The following is a 23,650-nucleotide window of genomic DNA, read 5'->3' as shown; positions in this document are numbered from 1 at the left end:
TCAGCGGAGCGTTGAAGGCTCCGGCGGCCGTCGCTACGGCGGCGATGCTGGCGCTGGGAGCGGCTGGCTGTGCGGCGATGCCGGGTGGCGGACGCGTCACATCCGTCAAAGCTCAGGAACGTTCGGAGCAGGCGGACGAATCGTACGTGCGCGTGATCCCGGTGACCCCACAGAACAACTGGTCCGCGAAAGACATCGTTTCGGGCTTCCTGGCGGCATCGGCCAGTTTCGACGACGACCACAAGGTCGCCAAGGAGTACTTGGCCAATGCCAACGGCTGGCGTCCGGGCCCCAGGCCGTCCGTAGCGGTGCTCGCCGACCGCCCGGTACCGAAGGTCATCGGGTCCGGGGACCAGGTGACGGTCAGGGTCACCGGCTACCAGCTGGGCATCATCACGCCGGACGGCCAGTACACGGCGTTCCCCAAGTCCGTCCAAGCCGACTACCAGGTCACGCGTAACGCTCAGCACCAGTGGCGTATCTCCGCCCTACCGGACACGCTGGGCCAGACGATGCTGCTCACCAAAAACGACGTGGAGCAGGTCTTCCGTACGTTCAACCTCTACTACTTCGCTCCCGACAGGCACACGCTTGTGCCCAATGGAGTCTTCCTGCCCCTGGTGAACCGGGAGGACCTCCCTCAGCGAGTCGTACAGGCGGTCATCGCCGGCCCTACGTCCTGGCTCAGAGGCGCCGTCCAGAGCTACTTCCCGCACGGAACCCGGTTGCTGGGGCTGACCCAGGACAAGGACGTCGTGACCGTCGATCTCAGCAAGGACGCGGCCGATGGAGACGTCGGTCGCATGTCCGCCCAGCTCGCCTGGAGCTTGGGACCGCTGTCGGAGATCAAGCAGTGGCGGCTCCGCATCGAAGGCCGCGGGATCGTCACGCCTCCTGGGAAAAGCCAGATTCAGACGCTCCGCGACTGGCAGGCCAACACTCCGGACGGTCCGACGAGCGACGACCATCGCGTGTACGCGATCGGTGCGGCAGGGCACCTGTCCACCGTGCGGAACAACTTCCCGATACCCGTCACCACCAGGGCACCGGGACGCATCCTCCGTCCGGCCGTCTCCCCTGACCTGCGAGAGGCCGCCGGGCTCAGCCCCGACGCGAAGCAACTGCTCGTCACCGCGATGACCTCGAACGCCGTCCCCCGCGTCCTGCGCACGGCCCAGGATCCGGAAGGCCGCTTCACGCCGCCCTGCTGGGACCGGAACGGCACCCTCTGGACAGTGGAGACGAGTCCGGGCAAATCCATGCTCTGGAAGCAGGATCCGGGCAAACCGATGAAACAGGTCGCGCACTGGGGCCTCGACGGGCGCGAGATCTATGCCCTCCAGGTCGCGCGGGACGGTGTCCGTGTCGCCGTCATCGCCAAGATCGACGGCCGGAAGCAGGTGCAGATCGGCCGGATCGCCAAGAACGGCGACCAGGTCGACGCCGGGTCGTTCGTCCCTGTGAGCTCGGAACTCACCGAGACCGACGACCTGGCCTGGCGCGACTACGACACCCTCGCGGTCCTCGGCCGCAAGTCCGACAACACCCAGGTGCTGCCCTACCTGATGCCGGTGGACGGCTCCGCGGTCACGTCCTTGGGCGTCGGCTCGCTGGGAGAGCCCGTCAGCATCACCGCGACTCCGAACGCGCCCGTGCTCATCGGCACGAAGAACTCGGGTCAGTCGCTCGTCTGCCGCCAGTCCGCCTTCCGGGACCGGGACAGCGAATGGGCGTGCAGCATCCCCGGCAGCGACCCGACCTACGCGTACTGAAAAGCCACCCCGCGCGCGCGTGATGCGGCCGGCCGGTCGGCAAAGCCTGCGGCTGTTCGGGTGATCGGGGGAGCGCTGAGTTCGGCCGCGAGCGCGGGTCGTGGACTTGCGTTTCCGCATGTCGAAGCTTGCCTGAACGCTGATTGCGTCGAGTTATCCACAGAACGCCGTTCGGCTGGTGGGGAGGTGCGGCTGGCGGCATCGTCGAATGCATGTTCGTACGCGATCTTCTCGACCTGCTGCTGCCGCAGCGCTGTGCCGGCTGCCGGACGGCCCGCGGCCTCCTCTGCCCGTCCTGCGCCGCTCGGCTGGCGCTCCCGGCGCGTCCTGTGCCCGCAGCCAGCCTGGCGAGCCTCAACCCGCCCATCTGGACCGTCGCGTCCTACGAAGGCCCTGTGCGGGCTCTCATCGCCGCGCACAAAGAAGCCGGGCGCACCGGCCTGGCCCGTCCGCTCGGCCGCGCTCTCGCCGCCGCGATCAAGGCCGTCCTCTCGCTGGACGCGGAGCTCCCGCCCACGGTCGGCGCGCCCTGCGATGCCGGGCTGCCGACCGGCCCGATCCCGGCCCGGACGCTCGATCCGCCCAACAAGCCCTCATCCCGGCCTGCTGGGGACGGGAGCGCCGACCCCTCGACCCTCAACCGCCTGACTCCTGGGCGCTCGTCGGACGAGCGCCTGACCCGCTCGATCTCCCGACAGCCCGAAGGGGCCGGCAGGCAGGCCGGTCATGTCGGAACGGCCGGGGAGCGGCCGCTCGTGAGGCGGTCGGAGGGCGCGGTGCTCTGGTGGCAGAGCGACGAGCCGGTGATCGTTGTGCCCGTGCCCTCGGCGGCCCGCTCGGTGCGAAAGCGCGGGCATGATCCGACCCGGCGCATGACCGCCGTCGCCGTCCGGGAGCTCCGGGCAGAGGGCTTCCCGGTGCTCGGCGCGCCCTTGCTCCGTCACCGGCGAGCCGTCGCCGATCAGGCAGGGCTGGGGCGGACGGAACGCAAAGCCAACATGACCGGCGCGATGGCTCTGTCGCGCCGCGAGATCCGCCTCCTGCGGATGAAATACGGCGACCTCGTCCCCGGAAGGACTGCGGAGGCGGCGGCCGTACGGCTGGACGCCCAGGGCGTCCAAGGTGGCCAGGGCGTCCAGGGCGTCCAGGGCGGCAACTTGTGCGCTTCGCAAGCGGGCCCCACCTCAGATGAGGGTCCCAGTCCGCGTCCGAACGAGAAACCTGTGACGACATCATCCGACGGCAGAACACCGTTTCCGATGAGGTTCGCGCGTGAGGGCAAGGAAGACGATGGGGTGTGGGTGGCGGATCGAACACCGCCCGCGGGTGGCAACGGCGATCCGCCCCACCACCGCACAAGTGAACCGGCAACCTCCCGCGCGTACGAGCCGTTGACGCCACCATGGCATGGGGCCGAAGCAGCCAGCGGATGCGAAAGGCCCGAGCCGTTCCCCTCCCGGACCGCCGGAACCCAGTCGCAGTCGGACTGGGAGTTATCCAGGACCGCTCCCGGAAGCGACCAGGTCACGGAGGGAGCGGTGAGGCGGGGAGAGTGTCTCGAACGGGACGGGCCGTTGGCGGGATGGCGGGTCGTGGTCGTGGACGACGTGGTGACTTCCGGGGCGACGCTGGCGGAGGCGGTGCGGGTGCTCCGGCAGGCGGGCGCGGAGGTCGTGGGCGCGGCGACGGTCGCGGCGACACCACGCAGGTTCCTGGGACGAGGGTGACTTTCTTCATGGGAGACGTTGGGCACGTCAGGTAGTTACCGACCGTGACGGCAGTCTGTCCGGCTTGTTGGAGGGAGTCGCTTTGATTGCGGATTCAACGGTCACGGTGGGTCATGAGGTAGGTAGATATTTGTCAAGCCGCCTGTCGGGGGCAAGGCGCTGACCTGCGGAAGGATGATCTGCCGGAAGCCCTGTGCGCACAGGGATGCGCAGCGCGTCGAGGGCCTCCGGAGACCTCTGCGGACCCCGGTTCGGGGGTGCCTCGATGACCGTCCGTGAGTTTTTCCTCCGTTCACCCCCCTGACATTCGTGGCGTAAGGGGTTAGCGTTCCTGACATGGCACCCGCCCGGGTCCGTGGTTGCGTCGGATCGCAGCGCTCGTCGCGAGCGCGGGATGCGGTCCGGCTAGCCGATGCCAGGCGCAGGCGAAACGGCCCACGTAAGGCGACTTCTCGTCGACCGATCACGGTGCGCCTTAGAGGTAAGTCCTGCCCCGCCGGGGGATCCGACATCCCCCGAAACGGGAGAAGGGCAGTAGTGGCGAGAGAGCCGCGAGCCCCTCAGCAGGCGGATGTGGGGACGAAGACCAGGTCGGCCGGGCGGGTGCGACCCACCGAGCTGTGGCGTCCGGAGGAGGCTTCGGGCCTCCGTCCGGGCGAACCTCGCAACCGGGAGAAGGGGGGTCCCGCGTGGACATCATCGTCAGGGGCCGGCACACCGACGTCAGCGATCGGTTCCGGCAGCACGTCGACACCAAACTCGCCAAGATCGAGCGGCTGAACAGCAAGGTCATCCGCGTGGATGTGGAGGTGTCGCAGGAACGCAACCCGCGCCTGGCCGACCAACGAGAGCGGGTCGAGCTGACCATCCGGTCGCGCGGCCCGGTGATTCGCGCGGAGGCCGCGGCGGACGACCGGTACGGCGCGCTCGACCTGGCCCTCGACAAGCTCGAGGCGCGGCTGCGCCGTGACTGCGACCGCCGCAAGGTCCACCACGGCAGCCGGAGCAAGGCCAAGCTCGCCGCGATGGAGCCCTTGCCCGAGAACCTCCCCGTCGAGGCGGCCGCCGCCCCGGCCCACGAGCCGGACCGGTCCGGCGTGGCGCAGGCGGAGGCCGACGGCTACGAGGCCGTGGCGACGGCACTGGACGAGAACCTCGTACCGATCCCCATGGACGGCGACGGCCCCGTCGTCGTCCGGGAGAAGTTCCACAAGTCCGAACCCATGGGCATCGAACAGGCCCTTCTGGAGATGGAGCTCGTGGGCCACGACTTCTACCTGTTCCGTGACAAGGCCACCAACTACCCGACGGTGGTGTATCGGCGAAGGGGCTGGGACTACGGAGTCATCCGACTTGTCGAAGAGTGATGTGGCACTTGCGTCACGTCACCGCCCGGATCATGTCATGATCTAGAAAGGCGTTGCCAGCAAGCCGTGACGGCGGCGGTACGGACCGCCCGCCGCGCTCGGGGCGACGGCGCGGCATGGCCCCCGGGGCCGTGCCGCGCCGCCGGTCCGGCCGCCGCCACGCCAAGCGTTTCGGGGGCGACACCGGCCTCCGGCTGACCCGGATCACTGACAGTGAAGGGGGGAAGCGGCGTTCACCTCCACGCCGCGACTCTGGTGAGCGAGAACCCCGAGGCTCGCGGCGCCCCCGCGCCCCCACCCCGGCCCAGCCCCGGCCCTGCCCTCGCGCGCTCGACCGACCCCGCCCCCCAGCCCCCCGCGAAGACTCCCCGCCGCACGACGCCTCCCCGCCCAGCACCCCCGCCTTCCAGCGCGACACCGCGCCTAGAACCCCGAACGCCTGCCCCCATCCGAACCTCGCCGATCTCCCCGCCCCCCGCGTCCGTGGAGGGGGCTGGCTGTTCGAAGAGCGCGACTGTTCCCGTGAGGACGTCGCGTCCGGCTGTGGCTGAGAGCTTGTGGGGCCAGGGTGTTCAAGGCTCTCGACGCACGGGCGTGCCTCGGCTGCGTGGGCAAGGTGGGGTTCACGCCTTTGAAGGTGTGCACGCTGCCCGGGTTTCGGCGAGCGCGATCCCGGGGCTGGAACGGCCGAGCGTAGTTCTGCGGGAGGACTCGCGGGAGGTAGCTGCTTTCGGGCGAAGGCTGCGAGCGGGCGCGGCGGGGACTGGGGGGTACGGGCGGCGGAGCCGAGCGAGAAATCTGCGGGGAATCGGCGTTGGGGTTGAGGGATCTGGTGCGGGCGCTCGTACGTTGGACGAGTGGGCGCCGGTTGGTGTGGCGTTGGCCGACCGTGAGGCCGATGGCCCTGTCTTGAATGGTCGTGAGCGGGTGGTGGACGGTCGTGGAGCGACCGGTCGTGCGCGGGTCGACGGACCGCGGGCCGGAGGCGTGGGCGACGGGAGCGGCAGAGCGCGGGCCGACGGCGCGCAGCTCGGCGGTGGCGGTGGTGTGCGGGCCGGCGGTGCGGGCATGGGCTCCCGCGGAAACGCGGTCGGTACGGCCCGGACGGTCCGTGCCGGTGGCACGGCCAGTGGTTCCTCCGGGCCGGTGGCCCGGAGGGGTCCGGTCCCTCGGGTCATGGTCTCCGGGGGATCGGTGAGTGGGGCCGCGGGACGGGGCGGCAGCGCTTCGGCCGGCGGTGGAAGTGGCGGTCCGGCCGGTGGTTCCGCGCCTGCGGGCGCGGCAACGGCCGCCGGTGGTGCGCAGGGAGAGGATGCGCAGGTGGGGGATCCGATCCGGGTACTGATCGTGGACGATCACGCCCTGTTCAGGCGTGGGCTGGAGATGGTGCTCCAGGCCGAACCCGACATCGAGGTGATCGGCGAGGGCGGGGACGGGCACGAGGCCGTCCAGATGGCGGGTGATCTGCTGCCCGACGTCGTCCTCATGGACATCCGGATGCCGCGGCGCAGCGGTATCGAGGCCTGCACGGCGATCAAGGACGCCGCGCCCAGCGCGAAGATCGTCATGCTGACGATCAGCGACGAGGAGGAGGACCTCTTCGAGGCGATCAAGGCCGGGGCCAGCGGTTACCTGCTCAAGGAGATCTCGATCGACGAGGTCCCGCAGGCGGTGCGCGCCGTGTACGGCGGGCAGTCGCTGATCAGCCCGTCCATGGCGTCCAAGCTGATCACCGAGTTCGCCGCGCTCGCCAAGCGGAGCGAGGAGCGGACGCAGCAGGTTCCGGCGCCGCGGCTGACCGATCGCGAGATGGAGGTCCTGCGGCTCGTCGCGCGCGGGCTCGGCAACCGGGAGATCGCCCGGGAGCTGTTCATCTCCGAGAACACCGTGAAGAACCACGTCCGGAACATTCTGGAAAAGTTGCAGCTCCACTCCCGGATGGAGGCCGTGGTGTACGCCGTCCGGGAGAAGCTTCTGGAGATCACCTGATCCGTCCCCACAGGGACGGAGGGTGCGCTGCGGTTGTGAGCCGGGGCGGAGCGGCGGCTGCCGAGAAGCCCGTGAGCATGGACTCGGGCGGCGAGGCGCCGACGCCTCGGAGGACGTGAAGCGGCGTGCCCCCGTTTTGGGCCGGGGCGGACGGGTCGTGAGGCGTGCGACACCGGCGTGTGAGTTTTGTCGGTGTCGTGGCTTACGATCGCCGCGTGAGCATGACGATCTCCCCCGACAGGGCTGAAGCGGAGCTGAGCGCGGACGAGGCTCGGCGGTTGGTGTTGCGAGCCCAGGGGTTCCTGGGCGCGGACGTGCGGCGCGGCGGGGTGCCGGGTGTGCTGTCGCGGCTCGGCGCCGTGCAGCTGGACACGATCTCGGTGCTCGCCCGGTCTCATGAGCTCGTCCCGTACGCCCGGCTCGGTGCCGTGCCGCGGGAGAAGATCGAGGACGCCTACTGGGCCGCGCCCGTAAGGGATTCGGACGGCGACGGGGCGGCGTCCGCAAGGGATTCGGACGGCGACGGGGCGGCGTCCGCAAGGGACTTGGGCGGCGAAGCGGCCGCGTCCGGTACGGCTCTGCGGGGCAGGAGGGCGGTCGGGCCGGTCGCGTTCGAGTACTGGGCGCACGCGGCGTCGATCCTGCCGATCGACGAGTGGCCGACCATGGCGTTCCGGCGGCGGCAGTACCAGCGGAAGGGGCTCCGTTGGCACAAGGTGCCGGACGGGGTGTGCGAGGAGATCCGCGCCAAGCTCAAGGCCGAGGGTCCGCTCACCACCAAGGAACTCGGCGGCGCGAAGGCCGGGGGCGACTGGTGGGAGTGGAGCGACCACAAGATCGGCATCGAGTGGCTCTGGGATGTCGGAGAGGTCGCGTGTGTCCAGCGTGTCGGCTGGCGGCGGGTGTACGACCTGGCCGAACGGGTCATCCCGGACGAGCTTTTCGGGCATGAGCCGGACGACGAGACCTGCCTGACGCGGCTCGTCCAGCGCGCGGGACGGGCGCTCGGCGTCGCCACGCGCGCCGACCTCGCCGACTACTACCGGCTCAAGGCCGAGCAGGTGGACGCGGTGATCGGGGCGTCCGGGCTGGTGCCCGTGCGGGTCCAGGGCTGGCGGCACCAGGCGTGGGCCGATCCGGAGGCGCTCGCCGCGCCGCCGCGCGGCAGGCACGCCACGACCCTGCTGTCACCGTTCGACTCGCTGGTCTGGGATCGGGCCCGGACGTCGCGTGTCTTCGGTTTCGACCACCGGCTGGAGGCGTACGTGCCGAAGGCGAAGCGCGTCCACGGGTACTTCACGATGCCCCTGCTCGCCGGCGGGCGCCTGATCGGACGCGTCGACCCGGCCCGCGAAGGGACGACCCTGGTCGCGCGCCAGGTCTCCCTCGAACCGCGTATGACCAGGTCGGCGGCCCGTCTGGAAGAGGGTGCCGAGGCTCTTCGCGTCGCGCTCGTCCGCGCCGCCGAGTGGGTGGGATGCGACGCGATCCGTGTCGAACGTGCGGAGCCGCAGCTCAAGGCGCTCGTCGAAAGGGACTGAGTCCGGAAACCGCTCGAAAGCGACTGAGCGCGGAACCCGACTTCACCGCCTACGGCGCATTCATGACCGCGCCTAACAAGGTGGCGGGACGGCATGACATGCACGGTTAGTAACAGGCGCGCACTAAAAGTAGTAATCGCCGGTGCTTCATCCGAGAAGAGGGGACGCATTCCGCTCCGGAAATGCGTCGGCCCGCCGGGGCCTGGAAGGGCGTCCCTGCTCGGGGGAGGAGGAACGCGGATCCAGGTCCGGCGGGCCGGACGATCCGGACGGCGATCTGCCCGGGCGACCACCTCGGCGACACGACCTCGCTGCCGCCGCGATGCAGCGCCTGAATCGCGGCGACACAGCGCCCGGGCCGCGCCGATACAGCGCCGCTGTCGCAGGTGCGGGCCGCTGCCCCAGCAGTGCGGCGAGCAATACCGCGCCCCTACCACGTCCAGCGCGGCACTGCTACCACGCGCGGTGCGCCGCCAGGTCGCGGTGCGCCGCTATGAAACCGTGCGCCGCCACGACGCGCGGTGCGCCGCCACGACGCGCGGTGCGCCGCCAGGTCGCGGTGCGCCGCTATGAAACCGTGCGCCGCCACGACGCGCGATGCGCCGCTACTACACGGTGCGCCGCCACGACAAGCGGTGCGTCGCCGCCGTCGCGTCCGGTACGGCGTCACTGCCGTGCGCGGACGCCGCGTGGGCGAGGGCGCGCCGCCGATCAGCCGTGCGGGGTGTGCTGCGTGTCGGTCAGCACCGGCTTCCCGCTGGTCTCGCCGGCCAGGCCGCCGCGGCGCTTGGTGGTGCGGCTGCCGAAGACGGAGTAGTCCACGATCTCCGGCATGACGCGCGGCGCGTCCACCACGACGTCGGAGAAGACATGGACGAGCGCGCTCAGCACGAAACCGACGACGATGATCGCGGCTCCGACCCAGACCAGCACCCACTGCGGTCCCAGGCAGAGCGCGACCCCGCCCACGGCGAATCCGGCGAAGATGACGGTGACCGCCAGCCAGGAACTCGGCCGACCGGCGTGCGAGCCGTACTCATCGGACAATTTGGGCCCCTCCCCTCAGAGTGTTCAGGATGATTGTCCCGGACCCCCGTCGCAGGGAGGAACGCGGGCCGGGATTGCGTCGCAGGGTGACCTAGACCATTCTGAGTCTCGCCTACGATGGCATCGTACGTGTGGTGTGCGTGCCGCCGGTCGGCGGTGACCCACGATCTGCAAGGAGCCTCCGAGAGTGCCAGTAGTCATCGATAAGATCCTTCGCGCGGGCGAAGGCAAGACCCTGCGCAAGCTCAAGAAGCTCGCGGATCAGGTCAACTCGATCGAGGAAGACTTCGTCGACATGAGCGACGCGGAACTGCGTGAGCTCACCGACAAGTACCGCGAGCGCCTCGCAGAGGGCGAATCGCTGGATGACCTGCTCCCCGAGGCGTTCGCCACCGCCCGTGAGGCGGCCAAGCGAGTCCTGGGCCAGCGCCACTACGACGTCCAGGTCATGGGCGGCGCGGCCCTGCACCTCGGCAACATCGCCGAGATGAAGACCGGTGAGGGCAAGACCCTCACCTGCGTGCTGCCCGCGTACCTGAACGCACTGTCCGGCAAGGGCGTGCACGTCGTCACGGTGAACGACTACCTGGCCAAGCGCGACGCCGAGTGGATGGGCCGCGTCCACCAGTTCCTGGGGCTCGAGGTCGGTGTCATCCTCCCGCAGATGACGCCCGAGGAGCGCCGGGTCGCCTACAGCGCCGACATCACCTACGGCACGAACAACGAGTTCGGGTTCGACTACCTGCGCGACAACATGGCCTGGAGCCTGGACGAGCTCGTCCAGCGCGGCCACAACTTCGCGATCGTGGACGAGGTCGACTCGATCCTCATCGACGAGGCCCGCACCCCGCTGATCATCTCCGGTCCCGGCGAGCAGAACTCCAAGTGGTACGCCGAGTTCGCCAAGATCGTCCCGCGGCTGAAGCGCGCCGAGCTGATCAGCACGGCCGGCCAGGTGGACGAGTACGGCCCCGGCGACTACGAGGTCAACGAGAAGAAGCGCACCGTCGGCATCACCGAGGCGGGCGTCGAGAAGGTCGAGGACTGGCTCGGCATCGACAACCTCTACTCGGCCGAGAACACCCAGCTCGTCAGCTTCCTGAACAACGCGCTGAAGGCCAAGGAGCTGTACAAGCGCGACAAGGACTACGTCGTCATGAACGGCGAGGTCCTGATCGTGGACGAGTTCACCGGGCGCATCCTGCACGGCCGCCGCTACAACGAGGGCATGCACCAGGCCATCGAGGCCAAGGAGGGCGTGTCGATCAAGGACGAGAACCAGACGCTCGCCACGATCACCCTCCAGAACTACTTCCGCCTCTACGACAAGCTGTCCGGCATGACCGGTACCGCCGACACCGAGGCGGCGGAGTTCAACAAGACCTACAAGATCGGCGTCGTGCCGATCCCGACCAACAAGCCGATGGTCCGCATGGACAAGGCGGACGTGGTCTACAAGACCGAGCAGGCCAAGTTCGAGGCCGTCGTCGACGACATCGCCGAGCGGCACGAGAACGGCCAGCCGGTGCTGGTCGGCACGACCTCGGTCGAGAAGTCCGAGCGGCTGAGCAAGATGCTCAAGCGGCGCGGCATCCCGCACCAGGTGCTGAACGCCAAGCACCACGACGCGGAGTCGGCGATCGTCGCGGAGGCGGGCCGCAAGGGCGCCGTCACCGTCGCGACGAACATGGCCGGTCGAGGCACCGACATCATGCTCGGCGGCAACCCCGACTTCCGCGCCGACCTGGAGCTGCACCAGCGCGGGCTGTCCCCGCTGGACACGCCGGAGGAGTACGAGTCGGCGTGGCCCGAGGCCCTGGAGAAGGCCAAGGAGGCCGTCAAGGGCGAGCACGAGGAGGTCGTCGAGGCGGGCGGCCTGTACGTGCTCGGCACCGAGCGGCACGAGTCGCGGCGCATCGACAACCAGCTGCGCGGACGGTCCGGCCGTCAGGGCGACCCGGGCGAGTCCCGGTTCTACCTGTCCCTCGAGGACGACCTGATGCGGCTGTTCAACTCGGCCCGGGTCGAGGCGATCATGACCCGCCTCAACATCCCGGACGACGTGCCGATCGAGTCCAAGATCGTCTCGAACGCGATCAAGTCGGCCCAGTCGCAGGTCGAGCAGCAGAACTTCGAGATGCGCAAGAACGTCCTGAAGTACGACGAGGTGATGAACCGCCAGCGCGTCGTCATCTACGCCGAGCGCCGCAAGGTGCTGGAGGGCGAGGACCTGCACGAGCAGGTCCGGCGCATGATCGACGAGGTCGTCAACGGCTACGTCGCGGGCGCCACCGGCGAGGGCTTCGCCGAGGAGTGGGACCTGGACAAGCTCTGGAAGGCCTTCCAGCAGCTGTACCCGATCACCCTCACCGTGGACGGACTGGTCGAGGAGGTCGGCGGCGAGATCTCCAACCTCGACGCCGAGACCCTCGCCGAGAAGATCCGCGAGGACGCCCAGGCCGCCTACGACAAGCGCGAGGAGGAGCTGGGCTCGGAGGTGATGCGCGAGCTCGAGCGCCGCGTCATCCTCTCCGTCATGGACCGCAAGTGGCGCGAGCACCTCTACGAGATGGACTATCTCCAGGAGGGCATCGGCCTGCGCGCCATGGCGCAGCGCGACCCGCTGGTCGAGTACCAGCGCGAGGGCTACGACATGTTCAACGCCATGATGGACGGCATCAAGGAGGAGTCGGTCGGCTACCTCTTCAACCTCGAGGTCGAGGTCGAGGACCAGCCCCCGGCGCCCCAGGTCGGCGCGAACCCCGTCGCGCTGGAGGACACCGTCCCCAGCGACGACGACACCGCCGCCGCCGAGGCCGAGGAGCACCCGGTCGTCAAGGCCAAGGGGCTGGACGAGCCGCAGCGTCCGACGAAGCTGGAGTACACCGCTCCGACCGTCGACGGTGAGGGCGGCGTCGAGCACCACAGCGAGGAGGCCGACGACCCGTACGCGGGCGTGGGCCGCAACGACCCCTGCCCGTGCGGCTCCGGCAAGAAGTTCAAGCGCTGCCACGGCGACCCCAGCAACAACTAGCCGCAGCTGAACGAAAGGGCCCCGGTCTCCGCGACCGGGGCCCTTTCGCTTGCCTTCGGGCGCGTACGGGATGTTCTGAGCAGCCGTGCCCGATCCGGGCGTCCAGGTCACGGTGGCCGCCACCGGACGGTCCGTGCCCAGCAGCCGACGCCGTGCTTCGTCCAAGCGGAGCCGCATCGAACGCGATGTAGCATGCCTCCGGTTGCCCGGCGGAAGCCACGTGCGAAGTGGGTGCTTTAGCGCAGTGGCCAGCTCTCTTACCGAAACGCCATCGACGCTCTGCGGAACTCGATGGCGCTGCGGGGTGGCAGGGACGCCTGGCGTGGCTCGCGGGAGGACGGCACGCCATCTAGGGTCTCAACCTGCATGAGCCGGGTGAAAGGCGAACGGCGGGGCGCGGGGGTCGCGCCCCGCCGTCGCGGGGGTGAGGCCGTCTCCCCGGTAAGGGGGTGGGGAGGGGCCTCGGGACGGCCGGACCAAGGGGCTGGAGGTCCGGCCTGGGTGTCGCTGTCGGGCCGTCCGGGATGCCGGTCGTGGCGGGACGGCCCGGGAGTTACTGGGTCGCCTTCTCGCGCTTGCGCGAGGTGGCGGGCTCCTCGGCGGGGGCGTCGACCGCCTCGTCCGGGTCCGGCTCGCGTCCCGGAGTCGCGAAGTTGAACTTCTCGATCAGGAACTTGAACACGAAGTAGTAGACGAAGAAGTAGATGACGCCGAGCCCGATGATCAGCCCGAGGCCCTTGGTGTTGCTCTTGCTGGCGTTCAGCAGCAGGTCGATGAGGCCCGCGGAGAAGCCGAAGCCGAGCTGGGCGTGCAGGGCCTCCAGGAGCGCCATCGAAATGCCGGTCAGGACGACGTGCACCGCGTACAGGACGGGCGCGACGAACATGAAGGCGAACTCGATCGGCTCGGTCACGCCGGTGACGAAGGCGGTGAGCGCGGCGGAGATCATGATGCCGCCGACGGCCTTGCGGCGGTGCGGGGGAGCGGCGCGCCACATGGCGAGGGCCGCGCCCGGCAGGCCGAACATCAGGACGGGGAAGAACCCGGCCAGGAAGCCGCCCGCGTGCGGGTCGCCCGCGAGGTAGCGGTTGATCTCGCCGTGCACCGCGGTGCCGTGGTCGTTGTAGGTGCCGAACACGAACCAGACCAGCGAGTTCGGGATGTGGTGCAGGCCGAACGGCAGCAGCAGCCGGTTGACGACGCCGTAGACGCCGGCGCCGAGCGCGCCCGCGCCGGTGATCCAGTTGCCGAAGTCGGTCAGCCAGGTGCCGAACACCGGCCAGATGAAGCCGATCAGGACGCCGAGGATCAGCGCGGCGACGGCGGTGATGATCGGGACGAACCGGCGACCGCCGAAGAAGGCCAGGTAGGTGGGCAGCTTGACCCGGTAGAAGCGCTGGTAGAGCAGCGCCGCGACGACACCGATCAGGATGCCGCCGAGCACGTCGGTGGGGTTCTTGGCGCCCCAGTCGATGACCGAGGCGGTCTTGCCGTCGGCCACCTTGTCGATCAGCACGTTCCCCTTGAGCTGCGAGGTGTGCGAGAACATGATCTTCGAGACGTGGTCGAAGACCAGGTAGCCGACGACCGCGGCCAGCGCGGTCGAGCCGTCCGCCTTCTTCGCGAAGCCGATCGCCACACCGACGGCGAACAGCAGCGGCAGGTTGGCGAACAGCGCGTTGCCCGCCTCGCCGACGATCTCGGCGACGCGGACCCAGCCGAGCCCGTCCTTGCCCAGCATGTCCGGCTGGCCGAAGCGGAGCAGCAGGGCGGCGGCGGGCAGGACGGCGATCGGCAGCATGAGGCTGCGGCCGATCCGCTGCAGGACGGCGAAGGCCGCCGACCAGGGCTTGCGCCCGGCCGAGCCCTCCGCCGCGGCGATGGAACTCATCAGGGGTGATTCCTCTCCTCGGTCAGAGCGGGGTGGTGTCGGCGCCGGGTCGGAGTGGCCCGGTGCCGCCGGAGGTCAGGAGCGGGTCGGGGGATGGCCCAGCGCCGTGTGGACCTGGTAGCGGTCGGCGCGGTACGTCGAGACGCCGAGCTCGGCGCAGGTCCCGTTGGTGAACGACCGGCGGCGCAGCAGCAGGACGGCGCTGCCGCGCGGGATCTGCAGGCTGCGGGCGTCGGTCGCGTCCGCCAGCCCGGCGTCGATCGTCTGGTCGCCCGCGTCGAAGACCAGCCCGTACACCGCCTCGAGGACGCCGTACAGGGACCGGTCGGCGAGCCGCCGGTCCAGCAGGTCGGGCGCGAGCGATGCGAGGATATGTGCTCTTTCGACCGCCATGGGCTCGCCGTCGGCGGTGCGCAGCCGCTCGATCACGTGGATCGGGGTGCCGAGCTCCACCTCGAAGACGCGGGCGAGCCGCGCGTCGGCGGGCACCGTGCGCCGGTCGAGGTCGATCGCGCCGGGCCGCATGCCGCGGGCCAGCATGTCCTCGGTGAACGAGACCAGCCGCAGCGGCATCTCGATCTTCGGGCGGGCCACGAAGGTGCCCTTGCCGGGCACGCGGTAGAGCCGCCCCTCCGAGACGAGCTGGTCGACGCCCTGCCGGACGGTCATGCGCGACAGCCCGTACCGCGCGCACAGTTCGCGCTCGGACGGTATGGGGGCGTCCACCGGGAGCTCGGCGCTCTCGATCATGTCCAGCAGGATGGCCCTGAGCTGGAAGTACTTCGGGACGGGGCTGTTCGGATCAATGGTCGTCACGGGGGATCCTCGGGGGAGCCCGGGCCGATGGCGGCGGAGTCCGGATCGACTCGGTATGTACTGGTCTAGTCCGGACTAGACCACACGATTTCGACGTGTGTCAACTCACAGATGCGTAACGCCCGGATCGCGGGCGGATCGCGAAAGATCGCTTGTCTCCGCAGGTCAGCGCGGTTTCCCCGGCGGGCGCGCGGTTTCCGTCCGCTAGGCGCGGACGCGTCGGCACCCCGGTTATCCACAGAACCGCGTTCGGGATGCCGGGGTCGGGCCGGGCACTGAAGGCTGGGACTCGGCCGTCCTTCCGGACGACGGACGGCCGATCGAGCCGAACGAGAGCGGGTGAGCAAGGTGAGGCGGATGCGCGGAGTGAGCTGGGCCAGGCGGGCGGCCGGGCTGAGCTGGGTGAGCAGGCTGAGGCGGACGGCCGTCAGCCGATGGGCGATGTGGGCCAGCGCGCTCCTGTGGGCGAGCGCGCTGTTGTGGGTGAGCGCGCTCCTGTGGGTGAGTGCGGTCGCGTGGGTGAGTGCGGTCGCGTGGGCGTCAGGTTTCGGGGGACGTCGCCGGGTCGTCCTCGGGTTCGCGGCCCGGGGTGGGCATGTTCATCTTGGTGATGAGGAAGTAGAAGATCGCGAAGTAGAGGACGAAGTAGACGACGCCCATGCCGATGATGAGCGGCAGGTGGCGGGTGTTGTCCTTGGTCGCGTTCAGCAGCAGGTCGATCAGCCCGGCCGAGAACGAGAACCCGAGTTGCGCGTGCACCGCGGCGAGGATGTACATCGAGATGCCCGTCAGCACCACGTGGATGCCGTAGAGCAGCGGCGCGACGAACATGAACGAGAACTCGATGGGCTCGGTGACGCCGCAGACGAACGCGGTCAGGGCGGACGAGATCATCAGGCCGCCGACGACGCCGCGCCTGCCGGGCGGGGCGGCGCGCCAGATGGCGCAGGCCGCGCCGGGCAGGCCGAACATCAGGACGGGGAAGAACCCGGCGAGGAAGCTTCCGGCGTGCGGGTCGCCCGCGAGGTAGCGGTTGATCTCGCCGTGCACGGCCGTGCCGTTGTCGTTGTAGGTGCCGAACACGAACCAGATCAGCGAGTTGAGGATGTGGTGCAGGCCGAACGGCAGCAGCAGCCGGTTCGCGATGCCGTAGATGCCGGCGCCGAGCGCGCCGAGGCCGGTGAGCCAGTCGCCGAACGAGTCGATCCAGTGTCCGAGCGTGGGCCAGATCAGGCCGAACAGGACGCCGAGCACCAGGCACGCGGCGGCGCTGACGATCGGGACGAACCGGCGGCCGCCGAAGAAGGCCAGCCACGACGGCAGCTTGATCCGGTAGAAGCGCTGGTAGAGCAGCGCGACCACGAGCCCGACGACGATCCCGCCGAGCACCTGCGTCGGGTTCTTCAGGCCGTAGCCGATCATCTCCTTGAGCGCGCCGTCCTGCTGGACCTTCTGCACCACCGTGTCCTTGAGCGTGGACGAGTGGGAGAACATCACCTTCGAGACCCGGTCGAAGACCAGGTAGCCGACGACGGCGGCGAGGCCGGTCGAGCCGTCGGACTTCTTGGCGAAGCCGATGGCGACGCCGACCGCGAACAGGATCGCGAGGTTGTCGAGCAGCGCGCCGCCCGCGGCGGCGAACACCTCGGCGATCCGGTTCCAGCCGAGACCGTCCTTGCCGAGCAGGTCGTCCTGCCCGAGCCGGAGCAGGATGCCCGCCGCGGGCAGCACCGCGATGGGCAGCATGAGGCTGCGGCCGATCCGCTGGAGCACCGCGAACGTGGCGCTCCACGCGCTCCGCGCTCCGCCGCCGCCGTCCGCCTGTGTGGCCGTGGAACTCATGAGCGGGTGACTCCCCCCGAGCGACATCCTCGCTCTATCGCTTTGTTGCGTGATTCGGGTATGTTGCGTACTGGTCCAGACCGGACTAGACCAGTCGTGCGGAACACGACCGGCGAACCCGGCGTCACGGAGAGTGCGCAGCGATGGCAAGACTTCTGATCACCGCGAACCGCATGATCACTTCCCCCGCGGAGGGTCCTACCCGCGTGGTCTCGCCGGGATACGTCCGGATCGAGAACGGTGTGATCGCCGAGGCGGGCGAGGGCCGTCCGGACGGCGCCGACGTCCACCTCGAGGACGGCCTGCTCGCCCCCGGTCTGGTCGATCTCCAGGTCAACGGCTTCTTCGGCTACGACATGGTGGACGCCGACGAGACCGGCTGGCGCACCGTCGTGGAGCGGCTTCCCGAGACCGGCGTGACGTCCTTCCTGCCGACCTTCATCACCGCGCCCGTCGAGGTTCAGGCCGCCGCGCTCCGCTTCGCCAAAGACCTGCTTCCGAGCCTGGAAGGGCGCGGCACGCGAGTGCTCGGCGTCCATCTGGAGGGCCCGTTCCTGTCGGAGAAGCGCAAGGGCGCGCACAACCCCGCGTACCTGACGGACCCGACGCCCGACAAGATCGAGACGCTGCTCGAGACTGGGCTGGTCAAGCTGGTCACGCTCGCGCCCGAGAGAGCCCACGCGCTGGACGCGATCCGCACCCTCGTCGGCAACGGCGTGCTGGTCAGCGTCGGGCACAGCGACGCGACCGCCGACCAGGTCGCCGCCGCGACGGACGCGGGCGCGCGCAAGGTCACGCACATCTTCAACGCCCAGTCCGGGATGAACCACCGCGAACCGGGCGTGGCCGCCCAGGCGCTCGCCGACGACCGGCTGAGCCCCGGCCTCATCCTCGACCTGCACCACGTCTCCGGCACCGTGGCCAAGGTCGTCTTCAACGCCGCCGCCGGGCGCGTCGTGCTCGTCACCGACGCCGCGTCCGCCGCCGGAATGCCGCCCGGCGTGTACGAGCTCGGCGGCGAACCCATCACCATGCCGGAGCAGGGGCCGCCGCTGCGCGCCGACGGCACCATCGCGGGCTCCGGGCTCCGGCTGGACGAGGCGATCGGCAACGCCCTGGCGATCGGCGTCGACCCGGTGACGGCCGTGGACGCCGCCACCCGGGTCCCCGCCGACCTCATCGGACGGCCCGACCTCGGCCGCATCGCCCCCGGCGCCAAGGCCGACCTCGTCTGGCTCGGCCCCGACCACCGCGCGCGTATGACGTGGATCAACGGGCAGGAACTCTTCGGAGGGGGATCATGACCACCAGTCGTATGCGCGCCGAGATCGGCGAGCAGCCCGAGGCGCTCCGGCGCACCATCGAGGCGCTGCTGCCGCGCGTGCCGGAGATCGAGCGGCTCGCCGCCGAGACCCGCCAGGTGCTGTTCATCGCGCGCGGGTCGTCCGACAACGCCGCCGTGTACGGCCGGTACCTGATCGAGTCGCACGCCGGACGGCTCGCCACGCTCGCCGCGCCGTCCGTCGCGACGACCTACGGCCGCAAGCTCGACCTCGACGGTGTGCTGGCCGTGGCGATCAGCCAGTCCGGCAAGACCGAGGAGATCGTCGAGACGCTGGCCTGGGCGAAGGACTGCGGCGCCCGCACCGTCGCGGTCACCAACGGCGAGGGCTCGCCGCTCGCGGAGACCGCCGAGGTCCCGCTGATCACCCTCGCCGGGGACGAGCTGGCCGTCCCGGCGACCAAGACCTACACCACCCAGCTCGCCGCGCTCGCGGTGCTCGGCCTCGGCATCGGCGTCGACTGCGACCCGGCCGACCTGCGCCGCGTCCCGGACGAGGTCGAGGGCCTGATCCGCGCGACCGAGGCGTCCCCGGCGCTGGGCCGGATCGTCGAGGCGCTGTCGGAGGTGCCCGGCGCGGTCGTGTCCGGGCGCGGCATCGCGTTCGGCACCGCGCTGGAGCTGGCCCTGAAGATCAAGGAGGCGTGCTACCTGCACGCCATGGGCCTGTCCTACGCCGACCTGCTGCACGGCCCGATCGCCGTCGTCGACGACCAGACCCCCGCGCTGCTCGTCGCGGCCGAGGGCAGCCCGACGCTGGCGGGCACGATCGCGCTCGCCGAGCGGGTGCGCGGCGCGGGCGCGGAGGCGTTCGGCTTCGGCGGCGGCAGCGGTCTCGCGCAGGCCAGCACGGCCGCGCTGCCGGGTCCGGACCTGCCCGAATGGGTCGCCCCGCTGGGCCTCATCGTGCCCGGCCAGATCATGGTCGAGAACCTCGCCCGGCGGCTCGGCATCGACCCCGACGTCCCGCGCGGGCTGAACAAGGTCACCCAGACGGACTGACACCGCTTCCGGGACCGGGCCCCGCGGTCCGGTCCCGGTCCGGACGAACAGAGAACGAGAGGAACCCCGCAATGGCCAAGGCCGAGGACATCATCGCGGCGCTGGGCGGCGCCGACAACATCGTCGAGATCGAGCCCTGCGCGACCCGGCTCCGCACCGAGGTCAAGGACGCGAGCGCCGTGAACGAGGCCGGGCTGAAGGCCGCCGGCGCGTTCGGCGTGATGCGCCAGGGCACCGTCGTCCAGGTGGTCGTGGGCCCCGAGGCCGACACGATCGCCACCGACATCGAGGACATCCTCGACTGATCCCGCAAGGAGGACCGATGACGCGCGTACTGTCCCCGGTCGGCGGGCGGGTCGTGGGGCTCGCGGGCGTGCCGGACCCGGTGTTCGCCCAGGCCATGGTCGGCCCGGGCACCGCGGTGGACCCGGCTCGCGAGCCCGGCCGGGCGATCGCCCCGGTCACCGGGAAGATCGTCAAGATGCACCCGCACGCCTACGTGGTGGTGGACGACGAGGGGCACGGGGTGCTGGTGCACCTCGGCATCGACACCGTCCAGCTCAAGGGCGAGGGCTTCGAGCTGCTGGCCGCCGAGGGCGACCGGGTCACCGCGGGCCAGCCGCTGGTCGCCTGGGACCCGGCCGCGGTCGAGGCGGGCGGCCGCTCGCCGATCTGCGCCGTGGTCGCGCTCGACGCGCCCGCCGAGGCCCTGTCGGACGTCGTGGAGTCCGGCACCGTCAACCAGGGCGCCGAGCTGTTCGTATGGAGCTGATCCGGCTGCCGGTCGGCGCCGCCGTCTTCGACCTGGACGGCACGCTGATCGACACCGAGCCGCGCAACCGCGTGATGTGGGCGCGGCTCTTCGACGCGCACGGCGCGCCCCACGACGAGGCCGTCCTGGCCTCCTTCGCGGGCCGCCGCGGGCGTGAGGCTCTCGTCGACCACCTGCACCTGTTCCCCGGCCGGACGACCGAGGAGCTGTTCCACGAGGTGCTGGCCTTCGGCGACGACCCGGACCTGCCCGTCCCCGAGCCCGTTCCGGGCGCGGTGGAGCTCGTTCGGGAGCTGCACGCGCTGGGCGTCCCGACCGCGGTCGTGACGTCCGGAATGCGGGGATATGCCCATGGCCTGCTGGACGAACTGGGCGTCCGGGAACTGCTGAAACTGATCATCACCGCCGACGACGTGATCGTCGGCAAGCCCGATCCCGAGGGCTTCCTGGCCGCCGCGCGCGGCCTGGGCGTCCCACCGCAGGAGGCCGTGGCCTTCGAGGACGCGCCCGCGGGCGTGGCCGCCGCGCGGGACGCGGGTATGACCGTCGTGGGGATCACCACCACGCTGCCGTCCGCCGCGCTGCGCGCCGCGCACCACGTGGTGGCCGACCTGCGCCAAGTGACCGTGACTCCCGGACCCGAACTCCGGATCCGGGACATCGAGGAGAGTTGAATCAAGTGACCGAGCGCAACGTCAAGATCGAGTCGAGGGTGGGGCTGCACGCGCGCCCGGCCGCGCTGTTCGTGCAGACCGCGGCCAAGGCGCCCGGCGACGTCACCGTGGCCAAGGCCGGCGGCCAGCCCGTCAACGCCAAGAGCATCCTGGCCGTCCTCGGCCTGGACGCCAAGCACGGGGAGGAGATCGTCATCGCCGCCGACTTCGACGGTGCCGACGCCCTGCTGGCCGAACTCGAAGAGCTGCTGTCCACGCCCGAGCCGGAGAACGCCTGACGATCTGATCGCCTGACCGGCCCACCGCTCGAACCCACGACCGTCCCAGCTCACCCGCCGAAATCTTGGAGGGTGACGCGCCCGCAGATCCGGCGGGTTCGCAAGGCGCGGTGAATCCGCACCTCGGAGCAGGCTCACAACTCGCGGCCAACCCGCAGGGCGGCAGTTCCGCAGCACGTGGCACGACCCGCGCTTCGCGGGAAGCCCGCAGCGCGTGGGACGTCCCCAGTGTGTGGGAGGCCCGCAGTGTGTGTGACGACCGCAGCGCATGGCACGGCCTGCACTTCGGCGGAAGTCCGTAGCGCGGGGCACGCCCACAATCCGCGGGAAGGTTCGCACCGCGGGACAGATTTGCAGCGTGTGGGAAGTCCGTTGGTGGCAGAAGGCCCGCAAGGCGGGGCAAGTCCGCAACGTGCGAAGCGCGCAGTTCGTGGGTGGGCCGCAGTCTGTGGCAGCTCCACAGCATGTGGCAGATCTACAGCGTGTGGCAGATCTACAGCGTGTGGCAGGTCCACAGCGTGTGGCAGGTCCACAGCGTGTGGCAGGTCCACAGGGTGTGGCAGGGCCGCAGCGTGTGGCAGGGCCGCGGTTTGTGGGAGAGGCGCAAGGAGCGGTCAGGGCCGGGGCTTGGGCGGGTCTGGTAGCTCGAAGTCGGGTCAAGTCGGTGGTGTGAGTTGGGACGGGAATCGGCCGGGGTTCGCGGGTTCTCGTGAAGGTGTGGTGCGGACGGGCTAGTGGCGTCCGTGAGGCTGTGGCTGTCGGCGGGCTGGTCAGTCCGCTGGACATGAGGAATGTGGAGGAACAGTCGTGACCGCAGGGACGTCGGCGTCTGGAGGGGCACGCGGTTCCGAGTTCGTGGAGTTGCGTGGGGCCGGGGTGAGCCCGGGAATCGGGTTCGGTCCGGTGCGCGGTATCGCGGGGGCCGTCCCGGAGCCGGGTGCGGACGACGCTCCCGCCGGGGACGCGGAGGCCGAGACGGCGGCGGCGCTGGCCGCGCTCGCCGCGGTCGCCGACGACCTGGAGGCGCGCGGCGCGATCGCCGCCGAGGTCGGCAACCGGGAGGGCCAGGACGTGCTGAACGCCCAGGCCCTCATGGCCCGCGACCCCGGACTCGCCGACGGCGTGCGCGCCAAGGTGGCCGAGGGACGCTCGGCGGCCCGTGCGGTGTTCGAGTCCTTCGGCGTGTACCGCGAGATGCTCGCGGGCGCGGGGGAGTACCTCGCCGCCCGCGTCACCGACCTCGACGACATCCGGGACCGGACGGTCGCCCGCCTGCTCGGCCTGCCGATGCCCGGCGTGCCCGAGTCGGACGAGCCGTTCGTGCTGGTCGCGCGGGACCTCGCGCCCGCCGACACGGCCGTGCTCGACCCCGCGAAGGTGGTCGCGTTCGTCACCGAGGAAGGCGGCCCGACCAGCCACACCGCGATCCTCGCCCGCACCATGGGCGTGCCCGCGGTCGTGGCGCTGCCCGGCGCCACCGACCTCGCCGACGGCACGCCCGTCCTGGTGGACGGCGGGGCCGGGACGGTCGTGGTCGACCCGTCCGCCGAGATCGTGCGCGAGGCGCGCGACGCCGCGGCCACGCGGTCCGCCGCGCTCGCCGAAGCGACCGGGCCGGGACGCACCAAGGACGGCCACTCGGTGCCGCTGCTCGCGAACATCGGCGGCCCGAAGGACGTTCCGGCGGCGGTCGAGAACGGCGCGGAGGGCGTCGGCCTGTACCGCACCGAGTTCCTCTTCCTCGATCGCGCCACCCCGCCGACCGACGCTGAGCAGGAACGCGCCTACCGCGAGGTCCTGGAGGCGTTCCCCAACGGACGCGTCGTCGTGCGCGCCCTGGACGCCGGGGCCGACAAGCCGCTGGCGTTCCTGCCGCCGCCCGGCGAGGAGCCGAACCCGGCGCTCGGCGAGCGCGGGCTGCGGATGCTGCGCCGCCACGAGGACGTCCTGACGGCCCAGCTGTCCGCGCTGGCCCGCGCCGCGTCCGGCCTGACCACGAAGTTGCAGGTCATGGCCCCGATGGTGACGGACGCCGAGGAGGCGGCCTACTTCGCCGCCGCCTGCCGCGCCGCCGGGATCGAGCACCCGGGAGTCATGATCGAGGTCCCGGCGGCGGCGCTGCGCGCCACGGACCTGGCGTCCGAGGTGAAGTTCTTCAGCCTCGGCACCAACGACCTCACCCAGTACACCTGCGCCGCGGACCGCCAGATCGGCGGCCTCGCCCACCTCCAGGACGCCTGGCAGCCCGCGGTCCTGGACCTGGTCGCGTCCGCCGCCTGCGCCGGCATCCCGTGCGGCGTCTGCGGTGAGGCGGCGAACGACCCGGCGCTGGCGTGCGTCCTGGTCGGCCTGGGCGTCACGTCTTTGTCGATGAGCGCGCCGTCACTGCCGCTGGTCCGCGCCGCCCTGGCCCGTCACACGCTGGACGAGTGCCGGGCCGCCGCGTCCGCCGCCCGCGCGGCCCGCAGCGCCGAAGCCGCCAAGGCGTCCGCCCGCCAGGCCCTCCCCGCCTTGGCGAGCCTGGGCCTGTAGCCGAACCGGGGTTCCCAGCCGAAC

General features: G+C 70.7%; 17 protein-coding genes. 13 read left to right on the top strand and 4 right to left on the bottom strand.

Annotated elements, in window-relative coordinates:
- The first annotated feature begins 11 nt into the window (after positions 1–11).
- From ACFPCY_RS24260 to ACFPCY_RS24240, 5 genes are all read left to right on the top strand, one after another.
- The gene (locus ACFPCY_RS24260; RefSeq protein WP_378258815.1) at positions 12–1,772 is read left to right on the top strand and encodes an LpqB family beta-propeller domain-containing protein; all 1,761 of its coding nucleotides are present in this window, start codon (positions 12–14) and stop codon (positions 1,770–1,772) included.
- 212 nt (positions 1,773–1,984) lie between these two features.
- A complete protein-coding gene (locus tag ACFPCY_RS24255; protein WP_378258813.1) occupies positions 1,985–3,499 on the top strand; it encodes a phosphoribosyltransferase family protein in 1,515 nt (504 codons plus the stop codon).
- Between the two features lie 689 nt (positions 3,500–4,188).
- Positions 4,189–4,866: a ribosome hibernation-promoting factor, HPF/YfiA family gene (gene hpf / locus ACFPCY_RS24250; protein WP_378258811.1), complete on the top strand. Its 678-nt coding sequence runs from the start codon at positions 4,189–4,191 to the stop codon at positions 4,864–4,866.
- Between the two features lie 1,320 nt (positions 4,867–6,186).
- Positions 6,187–6,855 carry a response regulator gene (locus tag ACFPCY_RS24245; RefSeq protein WP_378258809.1) on the top strand — a complete coding sequence of 223 codons (669 nt, stop codon included), beginning with the start codon at positions 6,187–6,189 and terminating at the stop codon, positions 6,853–6,855.
- Positions 6,856–7,076: 221 nt separating this feature from the next.
- Positions 7,077–8,396: a winged helix-turn-helix domain-containing protein gene (locus ACFPCY_RS24240; RefSeq protein WP_378259356.1), complete on the top strand. Its 1,320-nt coding sequence runs from the start codon at positions 7,077–7,079 to the stop codon at positions 8,394–8,396.
- 711 nt (positions 8,397–9,107) lie between these two features.
- On the opposite strand, the gene ACFPCY_RS24235 is transcribed toward ACFPCY_RS24240, so the two are convergent.
- Entirely contained in the window at positions 9,108–9,443 is a 336-nt protein-coding gene (locus ACFPCY_RS24235) for an HGxxPAAW family protein (protein ID WP_378258807.1), read from the bottom strand.
- A gap of 187 nt (positions 9,444–9,630) precedes the next feature.
- On the opposite strand from ACFPCY_RS24235, the gene secA reads away from it, so the two are divergent.
- Positions 9,631–12,477, top strand: a complete 2,847-nt coding sequence (gene secA / locus ACFPCY_RS24230; protein ID WP_378258805.1) for a preprotein translocase subunit SecA — start codon at positions 9,631–9,633, stop codon at positions 12,475–12,477.
- A gap of 553 nt (positions 12,478–13,030) precedes the next feature.
- On the opposite strand, the gene ACFPCY_RS24225 is transcribed toward secA, so the two are convergent.
- From ACFPCY_RS24225 to ACFPCY_RS24215, 3 genes are all read right to left on the bottom strand, one after another.
- Positions 13,031–14,368, bottom strand: a complete 1,338-nt coding sequence (locus ACFPCY_RS24225) for a PTS transporter subunit EIIC (protein ID WP_378258803.1) — start codon at positions 14,366–14,368, stop codon at positions 13,031–13,033.
- A 75-nt stretch (positions 14,369–14,443) separates the two neighbouring features.
- Complete coding sequence (locus ACFPCY_RS24220) at positions 14,444–15,184, bottom strand: GntR family transcriptional regulator (protein WP_378258802.1); 741 nt, start codon at positions 15,182–15,184, stop codon at positions 14,444–14,446.
- A gap of 540 nt (positions 15,185–15,724) precedes the next feature.
- Positions 15,725–17,026 (bottom strand): PTS transporter subunit EIIC, encoded by a 1,302-nt coding sequence (locus ACFPCY_RS24215; RefSeq protein ID WP_378258800.1) that lies wholly within the window; start codon positions 17,024–17,026, stop codon positions 15,725–15,727.
- A gap of 143 nt (positions 17,027–17,169) precedes the next feature.
- On the opposite strand from ACFPCY_RS24215, the gene nagA reads away from it, so the two are divergent.
- The 7 genes from nagA to ptsP all read left to right on the top strand — a co-directional run bounded on the left by nagA (position 17,170) and on the right by ptsP (position 23,626).
- Positions 17,170–18,330: an N-acetylglucosamine-6-phosphate deacetylase gene (gene nagA / locus ACFPCY_RS24210; RefSeq protein ID WP_378258799.1), complete on the top strand. Its 1,161-nt coding sequence runs from the start codon at positions 17,170–17,172 to the stop codon at positions 18,328–18,330.
- Entirely contained in the window at positions 18,327–19,370 is a 1,044-nt protein-coding gene (locus tag ACFPCY_RS24205) for an SIS domain-containing protein (RefSeq protein WP_378258797.1), read from the top strand. Before nagA ends, ACFPCY_RS24205 begins: the two co-directional genes overlap by 4 nt.
- A 71-nt stretch (positions 19,371–19,441) precedes the next feature.
- Positions 19,442–19,675: a PTS sugar transporter subunit IIB gene (locus tag ACFPCY_RS24200; RefSeq protein WP_378258795.1), complete on the top strand. Its 234-nt coding sequence runs from the start codon at positions 19,442–19,444 to the stop codon at positions 19,673–19,675.
- Between the two features lie 17 nt (positions 19,676–19,692).
- On the top strand, positions 19,693–20,142 hold the full coding sequence (locus ACFPCY_RS24195; RefSeq protein WP_378258793.1) for a PTS sugar transporter subunit IIA: 450 nt from the start codon (positions 19,693–19,695) through the stop codon (positions 20,140–20,142).
- Positions 20,133–20,816, top strand: a complete 684-nt coding sequence (locus tag ACFPCY_RS24190; RefSeq protein WP_378258791.1) for an HAD family hydrolase — start codon at positions 20,133–20,135, stop codon at positions 20,814–20,816. The genes ACFPCY_RS24195 and ACFPCY_RS24190 overlap by 10 nt, the downstream gene beginning before the upstream one ends.
- A 5-nt stretch (positions 20,817–20,821) precedes the next feature.
- A complete protein-coding gene (locus tag ACFPCY_RS24185) occupies positions 20,822–21,094 on the top strand; it encodes an HPr family phosphocarrier protein (RefSeq protein WP_378258789.1) in 273 nt (90 codons plus the stop codon).
- An 855-nt stretch (positions 21,095–21,949) separates the two neighbouring features.
- On the top strand, positions 21,950–23,626 hold the full coding sequence (ptsP, locus tag ACFPCY_RS24180; protein WP_378258787.1) for a phosphoenolpyruvate--protein phosphotransferase: 1,677 nt from the start codon (positions 21,950–21,952) through the stop codon (positions 23,624–23,626).
- Positions 23,627–23,650: the final 24 nt, after the last annotated feature.

The organism is Actinomadura gamaensis (genome assembly GCF_042652125.1).
In the GTDB taxonomy this organism is placed as follows: domain Bacteria; phylum Actinomycetota; class Actinomycetes; order Streptosporangiales; family Streptosporangiaceae; genus Spirillospora; species Spirillospora gamaensis.
This window is presented reverse-complemented; position numbering and strand designations above follow the sequence as displayed.